The sequence below is a fragment of the Pseudomonas caspiana genome, assembly GCF_040224095.2.
Lineage (GTDB): Bacteria > Pseudomonadota > Gammaproteobacteria > Pseudomonadales > Pseudomonadaceae > Aquipseudomonas > Aquipseudomonas caspiana.
In genome coordinates, this window is record NZ_CP167995.1 from 4,559,022 (window position 1) to 4,573,759 (window position 14,738).

Here is a 14,738-nt window from a genome sequence, read left to right on the forward strand (position 1 = left end):
CTGGCGAATGATATTTAGCGAATGCCCCGACGTCCTCCCGGCTAAAGCCGGTCCTACGAGATGGCGCAGGACCTGTGGGAGCGAGGCTTGCTCGCGATACATGAGACGCAGCTAAAGGGCATAACGCGTTGTCATTTACTGCGAGCAAGCACAACTGACTGCCTTTAACCCTGGGCCTGACGGACCTGTATCTCCAGCTCGGCCTTCAAAGCAGGCGCCAGCTTCAATTGACGGGCCAGCTCGTCCAGATAAGCGCGCTCCATGAAATGCTCTTCATCAACCAGCATCACACTGGCGATGTACATTTCCGCCGCCATTTCCGGGGTCTTCGCAGCGCGAGCGACTTCAGCCGGGTCCAGTGGTTTGTGCAATTCAGCGTGAAGCCATTGCTGTAGCTCCTGGTCACCCGTCAGCTTGGTAAATTCACCTTCGATCAGCTCGCGCTCGCGCTCGTCAACGTGACCGTCAGATTTAGCGGCCGCAACCAGTGCACGCAGGATGGCCTGACTGTGCTCTTCAACCTGCTCGGGCGGCAGACGATCGATGGTTTGCGGCTCACCCTGCGGTGCTGAGCCCTGTTTAGCCTGCCAGTTACCGTACGCTTTGTAGGCAATGACACCCAGCGCGGCCAGGCCACCATAAGTCAGCACTTTGCCGCCGACCTTGCGTGCGCCTTTGCTCCCCATCAACAAACCCATGGCGCCTGAAGCCAAAGCCCCACCGCCTGCTCCCGACAGCAGACTGCTCAGACCACCGCCACCTGCACCACCCAACAAGCCGCCCAGACCGCCAGCAGCAGAGGATTTCTTGCCGCCCTGCTGATGTCCTGCACCACCGGCCTTGTTCTGGAGCATCTCCTGACCGGACTTAAGAAGTTGGTCGAGTAAGCCACGCGTGTTCATGGAAAGCCTCCACAGACTTGTTCATTCAATTGGATACAAGCCAGAGTAAAACGAAGTGTGTCCAGGCTGGAGTGCAGGTGTGCTTCCGGATGTTGCAACGCACCCGACGCTGCTGCACATTATCGAAACACTGATAAGCCCCGCCGCCTCTCCGTTTGTTGCGCTACAACTGTTGATTACTGCCCCGACCATAACTAAAGAAGAGGGATTCTGATGTCAGCACACAAAACCGCATTGCTGAGCGCCGCGTTTACCGCTTTCATTGCCAGCGCCAGCTTACAGGCAACCGAAACACTCAAGACCGTGGGTGAAGGCGAGGGCCAACTGGATATCGTTGCATGGCCGGGCTATATAGAACGCGGCGAAAGCGACAAGGCTTATGACTGGGTCACGGGGTTCGAGCAGCAGACCGGCTGCAAGGTCAACGTAAAAACGGCAGCAACTTCTGATGAAATGGTCAGCCTCATGACCAAGGGTGGTTACGATCTGGTAACCGCATCCGGCGACGCGTCCTTACGCTTGATTGCCGGTAAACGCGTTCAACCCATCAACCCCGAATTGATCCCCAACTGGAAAAACCTGGACCCACGTCTCAAAGGCGGACCGTGGTACGTGGTTAATCAGCAGACGTTCGGCACCCCCTACCAATGGGGCCCGAATGTGCTGATGTACAACACTGACGTATTCAAAGTCCCGCCCGTGAGCTGGAGTGTGGTGTTCGAGGCACAGGATTTGCCCGACGGCAAACCTAACAAAGGTCGGGTTCAGGCTTACGACGGGCCGATCTATATGGCCGACGCCGCGCTTTATCTCAAGTCAGCCAAGCCTGAACTGGGTATCGTTGATCCTTACCAATTGACCGAAGTTCAATACGCTGCGGTACTCGATCTACTGCGCAAACAGCAACCGCTGATCCATCGCTACTGGCATGACGCAACCGTGCAGATGAGCGACGTGAAGAACGAAGGCGTAGCGGCATCCAGCTCCTGGGGCTACATGGTCAATGGTCTGAAAGCGGATAAACAGCCAGTGGACTCAACCATCCCCAAGGAAGGCGCCACTGGCTGGGCGGACACCACCATGTTGCACGCCGATGCCAAACACCCGAACTGCGCCTACAAATGGATGGACTGGTCGTTGCAACCCAAAGTACAGGGTGATGTGGCCGCCTGGTTCGGTTCGCTGCCTGCGGTACCAGAAGCGTGCAAGGCCAGTGATCTGTTAGGCCCACAAGGTTGCGCGACTAACGGTTTCGATCAATTCGAACACATTGCCTTCTGGAAAACGCCACAATCCGAAGGCGGCAAGTATGTGCCTTACAGCCGCTGGACTCAGGATTACATCGCGATTATGGGAGGCAGGTAAATCCCGAAACGTCGTGTTTGCGCAGGTACAACCCCGGTACGAAGAACACCGCGTTGTATCGCGACAAACATTGGGCCTGTAGGTGTGACCGGGTGGCGATGGCGGTTTATCAGGATGAATCGTTCGCAACCTTCGGCAGGACCTACAGAAAATGCACTCCCATTCAAAGGATTGCAGTTTGTCTGTCGCCGTCGAAAATCGGAGTTCTACCATGCCCCTTGCAGTCCAGTTCACCAACGTGTCCCGACAGTTTGGCGAGGTAAAGGCCGTTGACGGGGTTTGCATCGAGATTGAGGACGGCGAGTTCTTTTCCATGCTGGGTCCCTCAGGCTCGGGCAAGACGACTTGCCTGCGCCTGATTGCAGGATTCGAACAACCCAGCGCTGGCTCGATTCGTATCCACGGCGAAGAAGCCGCTGGCCTGCCGCCCTATCAGCGTGACGTGAATACGGTCTTTCAGGATTACGCCCTTTTCCCCCACATGAATGTGCGCGATAACGTTGCCTATGGCCTGAAAGTCAAAGGCGTCGGCAAGCAGGAACGTTATTCGAGAGCCGATGAGGCTCTGGCGATGGTTGCTCTGGGCGGTTATGGCGAGCGCAAACCCGTTCAGCTTTCCGGCGGCCAACGCCAGCGCGTAGCTCTGGCCCGGGCACTGGTCAATCGTCCTCGGGTGTTGTTACTGGATGAACCCTTGGGCGCACTTGACCTGAAACTTCGCGAACAGATGCAAGGCGAGTTGAAAAAGCTTCAGCGCCAACTGGGCATCACTTTTATTTTTGTCACTCACGACCAGACCGAAGCGCTTTCCATGTCGGACCGGGTCGCGGTGTTCAACAAAGGCAGAATCGAGCAGGTCGATACGCCGCGCAATCTGTACATGAAACCTGCAACTCGTTTTGTCGCCGAATTCGTCGGCACCTCAAATGTGCTGCAGGGCGATCTGGCCGCACAATTGAGCGGCAGCGCACTGCCTTTCTCTATTCGCCCGGAACATATCCGCTTCGCCGAGGGGGCGCTCGGCAGCCATGAGGTTGAAGTCAGCGGCCAGTTGCACGACATCCTCTATCAAGGCAGCACCACCCGCTACGAACTGACCCTGGACGGCGGGCAAAGCCTTAACGTCAGTCAGGCCAATAGCCAATGGCAGGACAACGGCGCGCCTTATCAGCCCGGCCAGCGCTTGCATATGCGATGGTCACGCGATGCTATGGTCATTCTCAAGGATGCCCCTGCGAATGCAGGCCCGTGACATGAGCCAGCCCATGGTTCGATCAGACACATCGCCCTTGCGAAGGCTCAGCGATTTACTCTACCGACGGCCAAATCTATACCTGTCGCTGCTGCTCGTACCGCCGCTGATCTGGTTCGGCGCAGTGTATCTGGGCTCACTGCTTGGTTTGCTGTGGCAAGGTTTTTACACCTTCGACGACTTCAGCATGACGGTCACGCCGGACCTGACCCTGGCCAACTTCGCAGCGCTGGTGCAGCCCGCAAATTTCGACGTCATCAAACGCACGCTGACAATGGCCATTGCCGTGTCCATCGCGAGCGGCATTATTGCCTTTCCCATTGCGTACTACATGGCGCGCTATACCCGTGGCAAGACCAAAGCATTTTTCTACATCGTGGTGATGCTGCCCATGTGGGCCAGTTATATCGTCAAGGCTTACGCCTGGACCTTACTGCTGGCCAAAGGCGGCGTAGCGCAATGGTTCATTCAGCATCTTGGGCTTGAGCCGCTGCTGCAGTTTATCCTCGGCATTCCAGGCGTGGGCGGCAGCACGCTGTCGACCTCGTATATAGGGCGATTCATGGTTTTCGTCTACATCTGGCTGCCGTTCATGATTCTGCCAATCCAGGCCTCACTGGAGCGCTTGCCGCCTTCACTGCTGCAAGCCTCGGCCGACCTTGGCGCACGCCCGCACCAGACCTTCATGCAGGTGATCCTGCCGTTGTCCATCCCGGGCATCGCCGCAGGATCAATCTTTACCTTTTCACTGACGCTGGGCGATTTCATCGTGCCGCAACTGATTGGCCCGCCTGGCTACTTCATCGGCAGCATGGTGTACGCCCAGCAAGGAGCCATCGGCAATATGCCCATGGCCGCCGCCTTTACGCTGGTACCGATCCTGCTGATTGCGGTTTACCTGAACATCGTCAAACGACTGGGGGCATTCGATGCGCTCTGAACCCAAGACAGAAAAAGCGCCGATCTGGCTGAAGGTCGCCGCCTGGGGCGGTCTGGTGTTTCTGCACTTCCCGATCCTGATTATCTTCATGTACGCGTTCAACACTCAGGACGCCGCGTTCAGCTTTCCTCCCCAAGGGTTTACCCTGAAATGGTTCAGCGTGGCCTTTTCCCGGCCGGACGTACTGGAAGCCATCAAGTTATCGCTGAAAATCGCGCTGGTCGCGACGCTGATCGCTATGGTCTTGGGTACCCTCGCCTCCCTCGCGCTGTACCGACGGGATTTCTTTGGCAAGAACGCCATATCCCTCGTATTGATTCTGCCCATTGCCCTGCCCGGCATCATTACCGGCCTGGCCCTGCTGGCGGCGTTCAAGACTTTGGGCATCGAACCTGGCATGTTCACCATCATCGTCGGGCACGCTACCTTCTGCGTGGTGATCGTCTACAACAACGTCATTGCTCGCTTGCGCCGCACGTCACAAAGCCTGATTGAGGCATCCATGGACCTGGGGGCTGACGGCTGGCAGACCTTTCGCTACATCATCCTGCCCGATCTCGGCTCGGCCTTGCTGGCAGGCGGCATGCTGGCCTTTGCCCTGTCCTTCGACGAAATTATTGTCACCACCTTCACCGCAGGACATGAGCGCACACTGCCGATCTGGTTGCTTAACCAGCTCAGCCGCCCAAGGGACGTGCCCGTCACCAACGTGGTCGCCATGTTAGTGATGCTGGTCACGATGCTGCCGATTCTTGGGGCGTATTACCTGACGCGCGGCGGTGAAAATGTAGCGGGAAGTGGCGGAAAATAAATCGACTTCAAAGGGAGATGCCCATGCAAACCAAACTGTTGATCAACGGCCAACTGGTGAAGGGTGAAGGACCGCTGCAGTCGGTATTCAACCCGGCACTGGGGCGCGTGTTGGTGGAAATCAACGAAGCCAGCGAAGCTCAGGTAGACAGCGCCGTGCGTGCTGCCGATGCAGCCTTTGCAAGCTGGTCGCAAACGGCGCCCAAGGATCGCTCGCTATTGCTGCTCAAGCTGGCCGACGCTATCGACACCCACGGTGAAGAGCTGGCAAAGCTGGAATCGGACAACTGCGGCAAGCCATACAGCGCTGCCCTGAACGACGAAATCCCGGCTATCGCCGATGTGTTCCGCTTCTTTGCCGGGGCCAGTCGTTGCATGGGGGGATCGGCCGCAGGTGAATACCTGCCAGGTCATACGTCGATGATTCGCCGCGACCCGATCGGAGTCATCGCATCAATTGCGCCCTGGAACTACCCGCTGATGATGCTCGCCTGGAAGATCGCCCCTGCCTTAGCCGCCGGCAACACCGTGGTGCTCAAGCCCTCGGAGATGACCCCGCTGACAGCGTTGCGCCTCGCAGAACTGGCTGCGGACATTTTCCCGACCGGGGTGCTGAACATCGTATTCGGGCGCGGCACCACAGTGGGTAACGCGTTGGTAACCCACTCGAAAGTACGCATGGTTTCGCTGACAGGCTCCATCGCCACAGGCGCACATATCATCTCCAGCACCGCAAACAGTGTGAAACGCATGCACATGGAACTGGGCGGCAAAGCGCCGGTGATCATCTTTAACGATGCCGACATTGATGCCGCAGTCGAGGGTATTCGTACGTTTGGTTTTTACAACGCAGGTCAGGACTGCACCGCCGCATGTCGGATCTATGCGCAAAAGGATGTCTATGAAACCTTCGTCAGCAAGCTGGGAGAAGCCGTCAGCAGCATCAAATACGGTCTGCAGAGCGATCCTGAAACCGAGATGGGCCCGCTGATCAGTGCCCAGCATCGGGACCGCGTGACGGGGTTTGTCGAACGAGCCCTCGCTCAGTCGCACATTCGTCTGGTGACGGGAGGCAAGGCAGTAGAAGGCAATGGCTACTTCTTCGAGCCTACCGTGATTGCCGATGCGCAACAGGACGACGAAATCGTCAAACGTGAAGTGTTCGGCCCGGTGGTATCGGTCACCTCGTTCGATGACGAAGCGCAAGTGCTGGCGTGGGCCAACGAGTCGGATTACGGTTTGGCTTCGTCAGTCTGGACCCAGGATATCGGTCGCGCCCACCGCCTGGCTGCACGTCTGCAATACGGCTGCACCTGGGTCAACACTCACTTCATGCTGGTGAGCGAAATGCCCCATGGCGGGCAGAAGCTCTCTGGCTATGGCAAAGACATGTCGATGTATGGTCTGGAGGATTACACCACGGTGAGGCATGTGATGTTCAAGCACTGAGGGATACTCCAACGGAATACCCTGCGTCACGAATTCAGCGTTTCCAATGCTGTTTTTGGAGGTTTGAAACCTGGCAGGACCGGCTAAGCCGGCCCTGCCAAGTCAAAAAGGCAAAAAGTCAAAAAGGCAAAAGCCTGCAAGCAAGCAGGCCCCTTCCCCGAATCACTAATCCCGCAAGTCGGACTCGTGAATCGGCTGATCACGATGGGTCGCACGTTGGTACTGCGCAGGCCAGGTTGCCTTACGGCCACCAAGGTCGTCGTCGGCGTGCAATGGCCAGTAAGGGTCGCGCAATAATTCGCGTGCAAGCAGAATGATATCGGCCTGCCCCGTGCGCAGGATATGTTCGGCCTGAGCCGGTTCGGTAATCATGCCAACGGTGCCGGTCGCGATGTCCGACTCCTTACGAACCCGTTCAGCAAAACGCGTCTGATAGCCGGGGCCGACGGGGATTTCAGCATTGGCAGAGGTGCCGCCGGATGACACATCGATAAGGTCCACACCAATCGCTTTCAAACGGCGCGCCAGCTCGACGGTTTCATCCGGGTTCCAGCCATCTTCAACCCAGTCAGTGGCCGAGACCCGCACAAACAATGGCAACTCTTCTGGCCACACGGCACGCACGGCCTGGGTGACTTCCAGCGTCAGGCGAATACGATTTTCAAACGACCCGCCGTATTTGTCCTGACGCTGATTGCTCAGCGGCGACAGGAACTGGTGCAACAGATAACCGTGGGCGGCGTGCACTTCGACGACCTTAAAACCGGCCGTCAGCGCTCGTTTGGCAGAGGCCACGAAGGCTTGAATAACGTCCTGAATTTGCGCCTCGCTCAATTGCACCGGAGCCGTGTGTTTTGGATCGAAGGCAATCGGCGATGGCCCCCAAGGGGTCCAGCCGCCCTCTTCGGCCTTGATGCTGCCCGACTTGCCCAGCCATGGCCGCCAGGTGCTGGCCTTACGTCCGGCGTGGGCTAGCTGAATCCCTGCAACGACGCCTTGAGCGTTGATGAAGCGGGTGATGCGCTGTAAGCCTTCGATCTGCTCGTCGTTCCACAGTCCAAGGTCTTCAGGCGTGATTCTGCCGTCTTTGGTGACCGCTACGGCCTCGGTGAAGACGAGGCCAGCACCGCCCACCGCGCGACTTCCAAGATGAACCAGATGCCAGTCGTTGGTGAGGCCGTCGACCGCAGAGTACTGACACATCGGGGATACCGCGATGCGGTTGCGCAGCGTTAGCTGGCGAAGAGTGTAGGGTTCTAACAACAGGCTCATGGGGACCTCTCAGGCTGGAATAGGCAGCAGGACACGCGATGAAAAAACGTGCCTGAAGCCTAGTCGACAATTCAATACCTTTGAGGGTTCCTGCTGTGTGCCCTACCGCGGCGCGATATGCGCGACCATCAGTTGCACCGTTTCATTACCGCGGAACTCGTTCAGATCCAGCTTGTAGGCCAGCTCGACCCAGCGAATATTCGGGTTTGGCCAGACATCGCGGTCGACACCAAACGCGATGGCATCAAGCTTCACGCTGCCGCATTCACTTTTGAGCACCATCTTGAGATGCCGCTCGCCCACCACCCGCTGCTCTACCAATTGAAAGACACCGTGAAACAACGGCTCGGGAAAGTGCTGCCCCCAAGGGCCTGCGTTACGCAGCGCGCGGGCCAATTCCAGGTGAAACTCCTCAACAGCCAGTGCGCCATCGGACAACAAGCGGCCAGTCAGATCATCTTCGCCAAGCTGACGGCGAACCTCCTCATCGAAGGCTTGGGCAAATGCGCTGAAATTATCCTCAGGCAGTGACAAGCCCGCTGCCATGGCGTGACCACCAAACTTGCTGATCAACTGGGGATGCTTGGCCGCCACAGCATCCAGCGCGTCCCTGATATGAAAACCTGGCACTGAGCGAGCCGAGCCTTTGAGCATGCCCTCGCCTGCGCTGGCAAAAGCGATGGTCGGGCGGTGATAACGCTCTTTCATGCGCGAGGCCAGAATCCCGATCACCCCCTGATGCCAGTCTGGCTCGAACAGACACAGGCCGAACGGCATGGACTCCAGCGGCAAGTCTTTCAGCTGGGCCAGCGCTTCACGCTGCATACCCTGCTCAATCGACTTGCGGTCCTGATTCAACTCATCAAGCTGCACGGCCATTTCACGCGCCTGGGTTTCATCTTCACAGAGCAGGCATTCGATCCCCAGGCTCATGTCGTCCAGGCGCCCCGCTGCGTTCAGGCGCGGGCCGAGGATGAAACCGAGATCGGTGGAGGTGATGCGCGTGTGGTCGCGACGTGCGACTTCGAGAATCGCCTTGAGGCCAGGACGCGCACGCCCCGCACGAATACGCAGCAAGCCCTGATGCACCAGAATACGATTGTTGGTATCCAGCGGGACCACATCAGCGACGCTGCCCAACGCGACCAGATCAAGTAATTCGCCCAGATTCGGTTGCACACGCTGATTCGCCTCGAACCAGCCGCTATCGCGTAGCCGGGCGCGCAAGGCCATCAACACGTAGAAAATCACCCCGACGCCTGCCAAGGCTTTACTGGGGAAGGTACAGCCTGGCTGATTGGGATTGACGATGGCGTCGGCGGCGGGCAGTTCATGACCCGGCAAGTGGTGATCGGTGACCAGCACTTGCAGACCCGCCGCCTTGGCTGCGGCAACACCTTCAACGCTGGAAATACCGTTATCGACCGTCATCAGCAATTGCGGCTCGCGCTGCAAGGCCACCGCAACAATTTCCGGGGTCAGGCCATAGCCATACTCGAAACGGTTGGGCACCAGATAATCAACATGCGCGGCCCCCAGCAGCCGCAAACCCAGCACGCCGACGGTGCTTGCCGTTGCACCGTCCGCGTCAAAATCACCCACAATGAGGATTCGCTGACGCTCGTTCAGGGCAGTGACCAACAAGTCCACCGCATCATCGATCCCCTTGAGCTGCTGATACGGGATCAACCGCGCCAGGCTTTTATCCAGGTCGGCTTCCGACAGCACGCCGCGCGCGGCATAAAGCCGTGTCAGCAGCGGTGGCAAGTCACCAAGAAAAGGCAGGGTGAGCGGCAATGGGCGAGATTCGATGCGCATGCGTTTTTTTGATTCCGACCAAACGTGAAATAGCTGACTGATTTGTTTGCAGTGCACTTACACCGCTATCGCGGCTTCGCAATGTTCGTGCGCTCCTACGGGAGAAGCTGCGTACAGCGCGACTTCAGCCGCGCTCACCGGCAAGCCACTGCAACTGAACCTCATGCTGACCGCGATCATCCGTAACGAAGACTGTGCCCTCGCTGATCATTACATCCCACTTGATGACCCGCGGCATGTCCTTGGCCAGCACTTCCAGCACTTCTTGCGGGACAGCTGCGACGTTGACGTTTTTCAGGTTCTTGATGGCGGGAATAACCTTGCCTTCCCAGACGCGCAGGCTGCCATAAGCCAGCAAGCTGGTGCGCTCGGTACGACGTGAACACCAGGTGAGGCGATCCGCGTCTGGCTGGCCGACTTCGATCCAGTGCAGAACACGATCATCCAGGCTTTTTTCCCACAGGGCTGGCTCGTCTACGTCCGACAGACCACGGCCGAACGACAGTTGCTCGTTGTACCAGAACGCATAGGCCAGCAGGCGCACGGTCATGCGCTCTTCGGTTTCGGAAGGGTGGCGGGCAATGGTCTGTTTTACGGTTTCGTAAACCCCGCGATCAAGATCGGTGAGGTTGAGTTCGAATTTGTAGGTCGTGGACGGCTGGGCCATGAACGGGCTTCTAGATACGGGGAAAGGCGGCAAGTCTACCCGATGCCGCCTCATTGAACGACCCGACCCCGCTGTTCGGCTGCAATGAATACATCAGGGGAAATGGTCCACGTGGTTCAAAAGGTCCAAACACCCTAAAGCCTGTCAGGTAAAACCCGATATTCGCGCGCAGCAGTCTTGGGGGATACTGCCCCTCACGTCGGCTTCAAAGCGTCTATCCTCAGGCACATCAGTTGACAACTCTCTCAAGCCATTTCCCGGGGAAGACATCCGCGAATGCATTATCGCAACTCGCCTCCTGCGTTAAGAGTTCTGGTCGCAACCCTGACCGTATTAAGCATGATGTGCCTGACCGCCACCAGTCATGCCAAAGACACGCTGATATGGCTACTGCGTGACTTGCCCCCAGCGACAATCTTTTCCGGCCCTGATGAGGGTAAAGGTGCAATCGACCGACTGATGCCGTTGCTTACGGCCAGGATGCCTGAATACGAGCACCTGCTGATGCGCGTCAACCGGGCGCGTGGGACGCAAATGCTCAAAGACGGTGTTTTCGCTTGCGACCCGACTGTTCTTTGGACTCCGGAGCGAGCCAAAAGCATTCTGTTTTCGATTCCTACCTACGTCGTGTTCAGCAATGGATTGATTGTGCGCAACCAGGACATGGCGCAGTTCACACCGTTCATGAAAGGCAACACCGTCGATCTGGAAGCTTTACTGAAAAGCAAGACCGTCAAGATAGGCATAGTGGCGGAACGCAGCTACGGACAGGTGATTGACCGGATTCTGGACGCTGCCCCCACCGACGAGTTAAATGTGCACTATGGCAGCGATGCAGTCGGCAGCCTGCTGCAAATGGAGCGCCTGGGAAGATTACAGGGCTTGATCAGCTACTGGCCGGAGGCGCTTTATCAAGCGCGCCAGCAAGATATTGCCGAACAGGACGTTGCCTTTTTGCCGATCAAGGGGGTCCCCAAATACCAGTTCACCCACATTGGCTGCTCAGACACCGAGCAGGGGCGACAGGCGATGGAAATCATCAATCGCGAGATGCGCCTGTTACGCGAGACAAAACTGCTGGGATTCTACGCGCAATGGATACCGTCACCTGAACGCGAGCAGTATCTGAAAGATGCCAAGAATTTCTTTGATACCCAAGGCCGATAATTCAAGGCTTAAGGCATCCAAAAAAAGAAACCCCGAGCAGCGGGGAGACTACTCGGGGTAAACCGTGGTCCATTCGGGACCAGTACGAACAGGTGGAGCCACCGGAGCACAATGTCTCGACCTGTCGTAAATAGTCAGAACGCCTATGGACCTCAAGGTTCCAGATCACGTCAAACAAAACCCTGCGCCGTGACGAACGGACGACCAAGCGCTGCGTTGCGCATTGCAGCAATCACACAAGGTTCGATTCGCCCTTCGGCGACCATCAGATCGCGACGCAAACCGTCGACTACATCTGTGAGCTGGCGCTTGTCGCGCAAATGAGCCGCGGTAAATGTGCGCTCGATCACCACTGCACCGGCTACATCCCTGATTGACACCAAGCGTTCACCCGAAAGACCAACAGGCCCAAGAACAGCCTGGTAAGGCGTCAGCGCTTCGCTTAGCAGTAAGCTGATATTTTCCATCTAGATCACCACTCAACAGTTTGAATGCAAAGGTGCTTATCAATGACCATCGTCGTTACTGGAAAGTTCTCGATGGTGTGCAAAGCGACTCATCCGAGCATGCCTGTCGAATGTGACAGAGAAAAAACTGCAGGTCGCCGTCATCACTGATGACACGGCCTTGACGCTCCCTCCCACAGGAACTGCACACCACTTCGCGCCTCATGCGGCCACATCACCGGCGTCGATCATGTCGAGCAATGAGCGAGCCGCACCCAGCGCGTCTTCAACAAGCCTGGGCGAGCGCAACCCTTTGTCCATCGCCTGTTCGAGCTCTAGCTCCAGCAGGCTCACAATGCCTTGCAGCGTTCTGCGGATTTCGAGACCAGCGTCAACCCTGAAAACTTTTTTTGCTTCACTGGAGCGAAGCGCTTGCTCCCTGGCTTCATCCAACTGTATTTCGAGTTGCCTGCGCTCGCTGATATCGATCCACCCACCCAACAACCCCTGCACCTCGCCGTCGGCCCGATAGAACGGCACGGTCCACTGCAGGGCGTCGATTTGCCTGTCCATCAACCGCATGCTGCGGTCAGCAAAGATAGGTTGTCGGGTTTCCAGCAGCTTGATGTAATCCCCATGCAGTTGCTCGGCGGTCTCGCGGGGTATCAACTCCACATCGATCAGGCGTCGGCCGTTCATCTGCTCAAAGCTGATCCCCAGGCTCTCCTCGTAACTTCGATTACAGGAAATCAACCGGCCTTTCAGGTCCCGGACATACACAGGGTTGGGTATGCCATCAAACAGTGCGTGCTTGAAGATCAACTGGTCATTCAAGGCCTCTTCTGCCTTGAGACGTTGACGGATCTGAACCTTGAGGCGGTTGCTCCAGACCAGTGAGACCAACCCCATTAGCAATGCGACGCCAACCCCCCAATACAGCCAGTCAGGAATACGGGCCCAGAGACTGCCCTGGGGAGTGGCAGATGAAAGCCACTTGCTGCGGATCGCGCGCATTTCCGCGATAGGAAACTCCTCCAGCGCCTTGTTGAGAATATCGAGCAATTCCGGTTGAGACTTGATGACAGATAATCGGTCAGAGGACCACCAGCCCTCAACACCCCGGCCCACCTTCAGGACACCGCGAGGATCCAGATAAGCCCCGGCCTCGTTCTGGATCGTTGCCTCAGCGACACCAGATTCCACCAGGCTACGCGCTTCTTCATAGTCGGCCGTCAGCATCAAGTTGATGCGCGGATGCTCGCGCCTGATGACGCCTTCCAGCGCATGCCTGGCAGGCAGTGCCAACGTACGTCCCGTCAATTCACCCAACGAGCCCGGAGAGGTATCACCGGCGCGCAGCACGTAAACCCAGCTGTTACCGCCAAATGAAAAAGTGAAATTGAGCAGCTCGCGACGCTCGGCATTTTCGGCAAGCGAAGTGTTCATCTGTGCCTGACCGCTGCGCAGAAGGTTTAATGTCTGCTCAATGTGGCGACTCTCTTCATGGATGAATTGCAGCCCGGTCATACGCGATATGCGATTCAATACATCGACGTTAAGACCGATCCACTGCCCGTTCTTGTCCTTGTAGATGTATGGCGGGTGTTGTTGAGACGCGACTGTGACAACCGGGTGCTTGCTAATCCAGCGTCGCTCGGCACGGTTGAGCGAGATGCGCTGGCTGGCAGTATCAGCCCCCAGCCCAAGGGTCCAGCGCCCGAGTATTTCACGAGTGGTTGCTGACCCCAGACTGGCCAGAGACGCGTCAATCAGGCTGAGCAATTGCGGTTGGCCCGAGTGAACAGCGAAGGAAAAACTGTCCTCAGGCAGCAGACTGTCGTACTGGACCTGCAACCCGAGGTAAGGACGCAATGCCATGTACGACCGCACGATAACGTCATTACCAATGAAAGCGTCTGCATCACCATGGCTCACCGCTTCCATGGCACTGAACAGACTCGGAGCAACAATGATTTCACTCCGGGGGTAAGCAGCTTGCACGGCATGCAAATCCAGATAACCGTCGAGCACCACTAACTTGTTGCCCTTTAGCCCTTCCGCAAGACCACGCCCGCCGCTACGCCCCACCACCACCGAGCGGTCAACAACATAACCGGCGGATAAACGAATATCGTTGAAACCCCGTTCAAAATTGTTGGCAGTAGCGACGATATCGACAGTTCCGTCGCGCAATGCATTAATCGCCCCTTCGGGCCTGGGAAACCCACGGACCTGCATCCTGACGTTGAGCCTGCTCGCGATCAGGCTCAGGTAGTCAGCACTGATGCCTTGGTATCGGTTGCGGTCGCTGGCGATATCCACCGGTTCATAGTCGATGGTCACCACTCCGACTCGCAACGCTGGACGGTCATCGAGCCATTGACGATCTGAAGCAGACAACTCCAAGGGTTCCACCGTCATGAACGGTGGGGCAAGGCTGAAAGAAAGGGTCCGCTCAGCATGACTGGGCTGCATGAACAGCACCGCCACTAACAATGACAGCACGCACAGCGTGCTTTTGCTGGAGGCGATGTTCTTGCCGTCGAAGGCGCCTCCTGTGTTTGCATTTTTCACAGCGACTAACTCATCCGTAAGTGTCTAAAACTCCCGAAGTGTGGCACGCAGAAACGAGAAGGCCCGCTGGTGAGCG

Annotated in this window: 12 protein-coding genes; 6 read left to right on the plus strand and 6 right to left on the minus strand. The window is 57.3% G+C overall.

The genetic code is table 11. The features are described 5' to 3' along the window. Positions 1-164: 164 nt before the first annotated feature. Positions 165-902, minus strand: coding sequence for a tellurite resistance TerB family protein (locus ABRP31_RS20630; RefSeq protein WP_087264511.1), 738 nt, complete (start codon positions 900-902; stop codon positions 165-167). Between the two features lie 213 nt (positions 903-1,115). Here ABRP31_RS20630 and ydcS point away from each other — a divergent pair, with 213 nt between their 5' ends. The 5 genes from ydcS (at position 1,116) to ABRP31_RS20655 (ending at position 6,718) form a co-directional block, all read left to right on the plus strand. Continuing rightward, positions 1,116-2,267 (plus strand): putative ABC transporter substrate-binding protein YdcS, encoded by a 1,152-nt coding sequence (gene ydcS, locus ABRP31_RS20635; RefSeq protein WP_349970358.1) that lies wholly within the window; start codon positions 1,116-1,118, stop codon positions 2,265-2,267. A gap of 211 nt (positions 2,268-2,478) precedes the next feature. Beyond that, complete coding sequence (locus ABRP31_RS20640) at positions 2,479-3,519, plus strand: ABC transporter ATP-binding protein (protein WP_349970360.1); 1,041 nt, start codon at positions 2,479-2,481, stop codon at positions 3,517-3,519. Positions 3,520-3,532: 13 nt separating this feature from the next. Next, positions 3,533-4,459, plus strand: coding sequence for an ABC transporter permease (locus tag ABRP31_RS20645; protein WP_349970362.1), 927 nt, complete (start codon positions 3,533-3,535; stop codon positions 4,457-4,459). Then, positions 4,449-5,270, plus strand: coding sequence for an ABC transporter permease (locus tag ABRP31_RS20650; protein ID WP_349970364.1), 822 nt, complete (start codon positions 4,449-4,451; stop codon positions 5,268-5,270). The genes ABRP31_RS20645 and ABRP31_RS20650 overlap by 11 nt, the downstream gene beginning before the upstream one ends. Positions 5,271-5,293: 23 nt before the next feature. Further along, the gene (locus ABRP31_RS20655; protein WP_349970366.1) at positions 5,294-6,718 is read left to right on the plus strand and encodes a gamma-aminobutyraldehyde dehydrogenase; all 1,425 of its coding nucleotides are present in this window, start codon (positions 5,294-5,296) and stop codon (positions 6,716-6,718) included. 165 nt (positions 6,719-6,883) lie between these two features. Here ABRP31_RS20655 and ABRP31_RS20660 read toward each other — a convergent pair whose 3' ends face one another. The 3 genes from ABRP31_RS20660 to ABRP31_RS20670 form a co-directional block, all read right to left on the minus strand. Then, complete coding sequence (locus tag ABRP31_RS20660; protein WP_087264516.1) at positions 6,884-7,990, minus strand: NADH:flavin oxidoreductase/NADH oxidase; 1,107 nt, start codon at positions 7,988-7,990, stop codon at positions 6,884-6,886. Positions 7,991-8,092: 102 nt separating this feature from the next. Next, a complete protein-coding gene (gene recJ / locus ABRP31_RS20665) occupies positions 8,093-9,808 on the minus strand; it encodes a single-stranded-DNA-specific exonuclease RecJ (RefSeq protein ID WP_349970369.1) in 1,716 nt (571 codons plus the stop codon). 124 nt (positions 9,809-9,932) lie between these two features. Continuing rightward, on the minus strand, positions 9,933-10,475 hold the full coding sequence (locus tag ABRP31_RS20670; protein WP_087264518.1) for a YaeQ family protein: 543 nt from the start codon (positions 10,473-10,475) through the stop codon (positions 9,933-9,935). 276 nt (positions 10,476-10,751) lie between these two features. Here ABRP31_RS20670 and ABRP31_RS20675 point away from each other — a divergent pair, with 276 nt between their 5' ends. Further along, a complete protein-coding gene (locus tag ABRP31_RS20675; RefSeq protein ID WP_167384303.1) occupies positions 10,752-11,642 on the plus strand; it encodes a TIGR02285 family protein in 891 nt (296 codons plus the stop codon). 170 nt (positions 11,643-11,812) lie between these two features. On the opposite strand, the gene ABRP31_RS20680 is transcribed toward ABRP31_RS20675, so the two are convergent. Together ABRP31_RS20680 and ABRP31_RS20685 are read right to left on the minus strand one after the other, a co-directional pair. Then, positions 11,813-12,109: a DUF3509 domain-containing protein gene (locus ABRP31_RS20680; protein WP_087264520.1), complete on the minus strand. Its 297-nt coding sequence runs from the start codon at positions 12,107-12,109 to the stop codon at positions 11,813-11,815. A 201-nt stretch (positions 12,110-12,310) separates the two neighbouring features. Next, positions 12,311-14,662 (minus strand): transporter substrate-binding domain-containing protein, encoded by a 2,352-nt coding sequence (locus ABRP31_RS20685; protein ID WP_372488951.1) that lies wholly within the window; start codon positions 14,660-14,662, stop codon positions 12,311-12,313. Between the last annotated feature and the right edge of the window lie 76 nt (positions 14,663-14,738).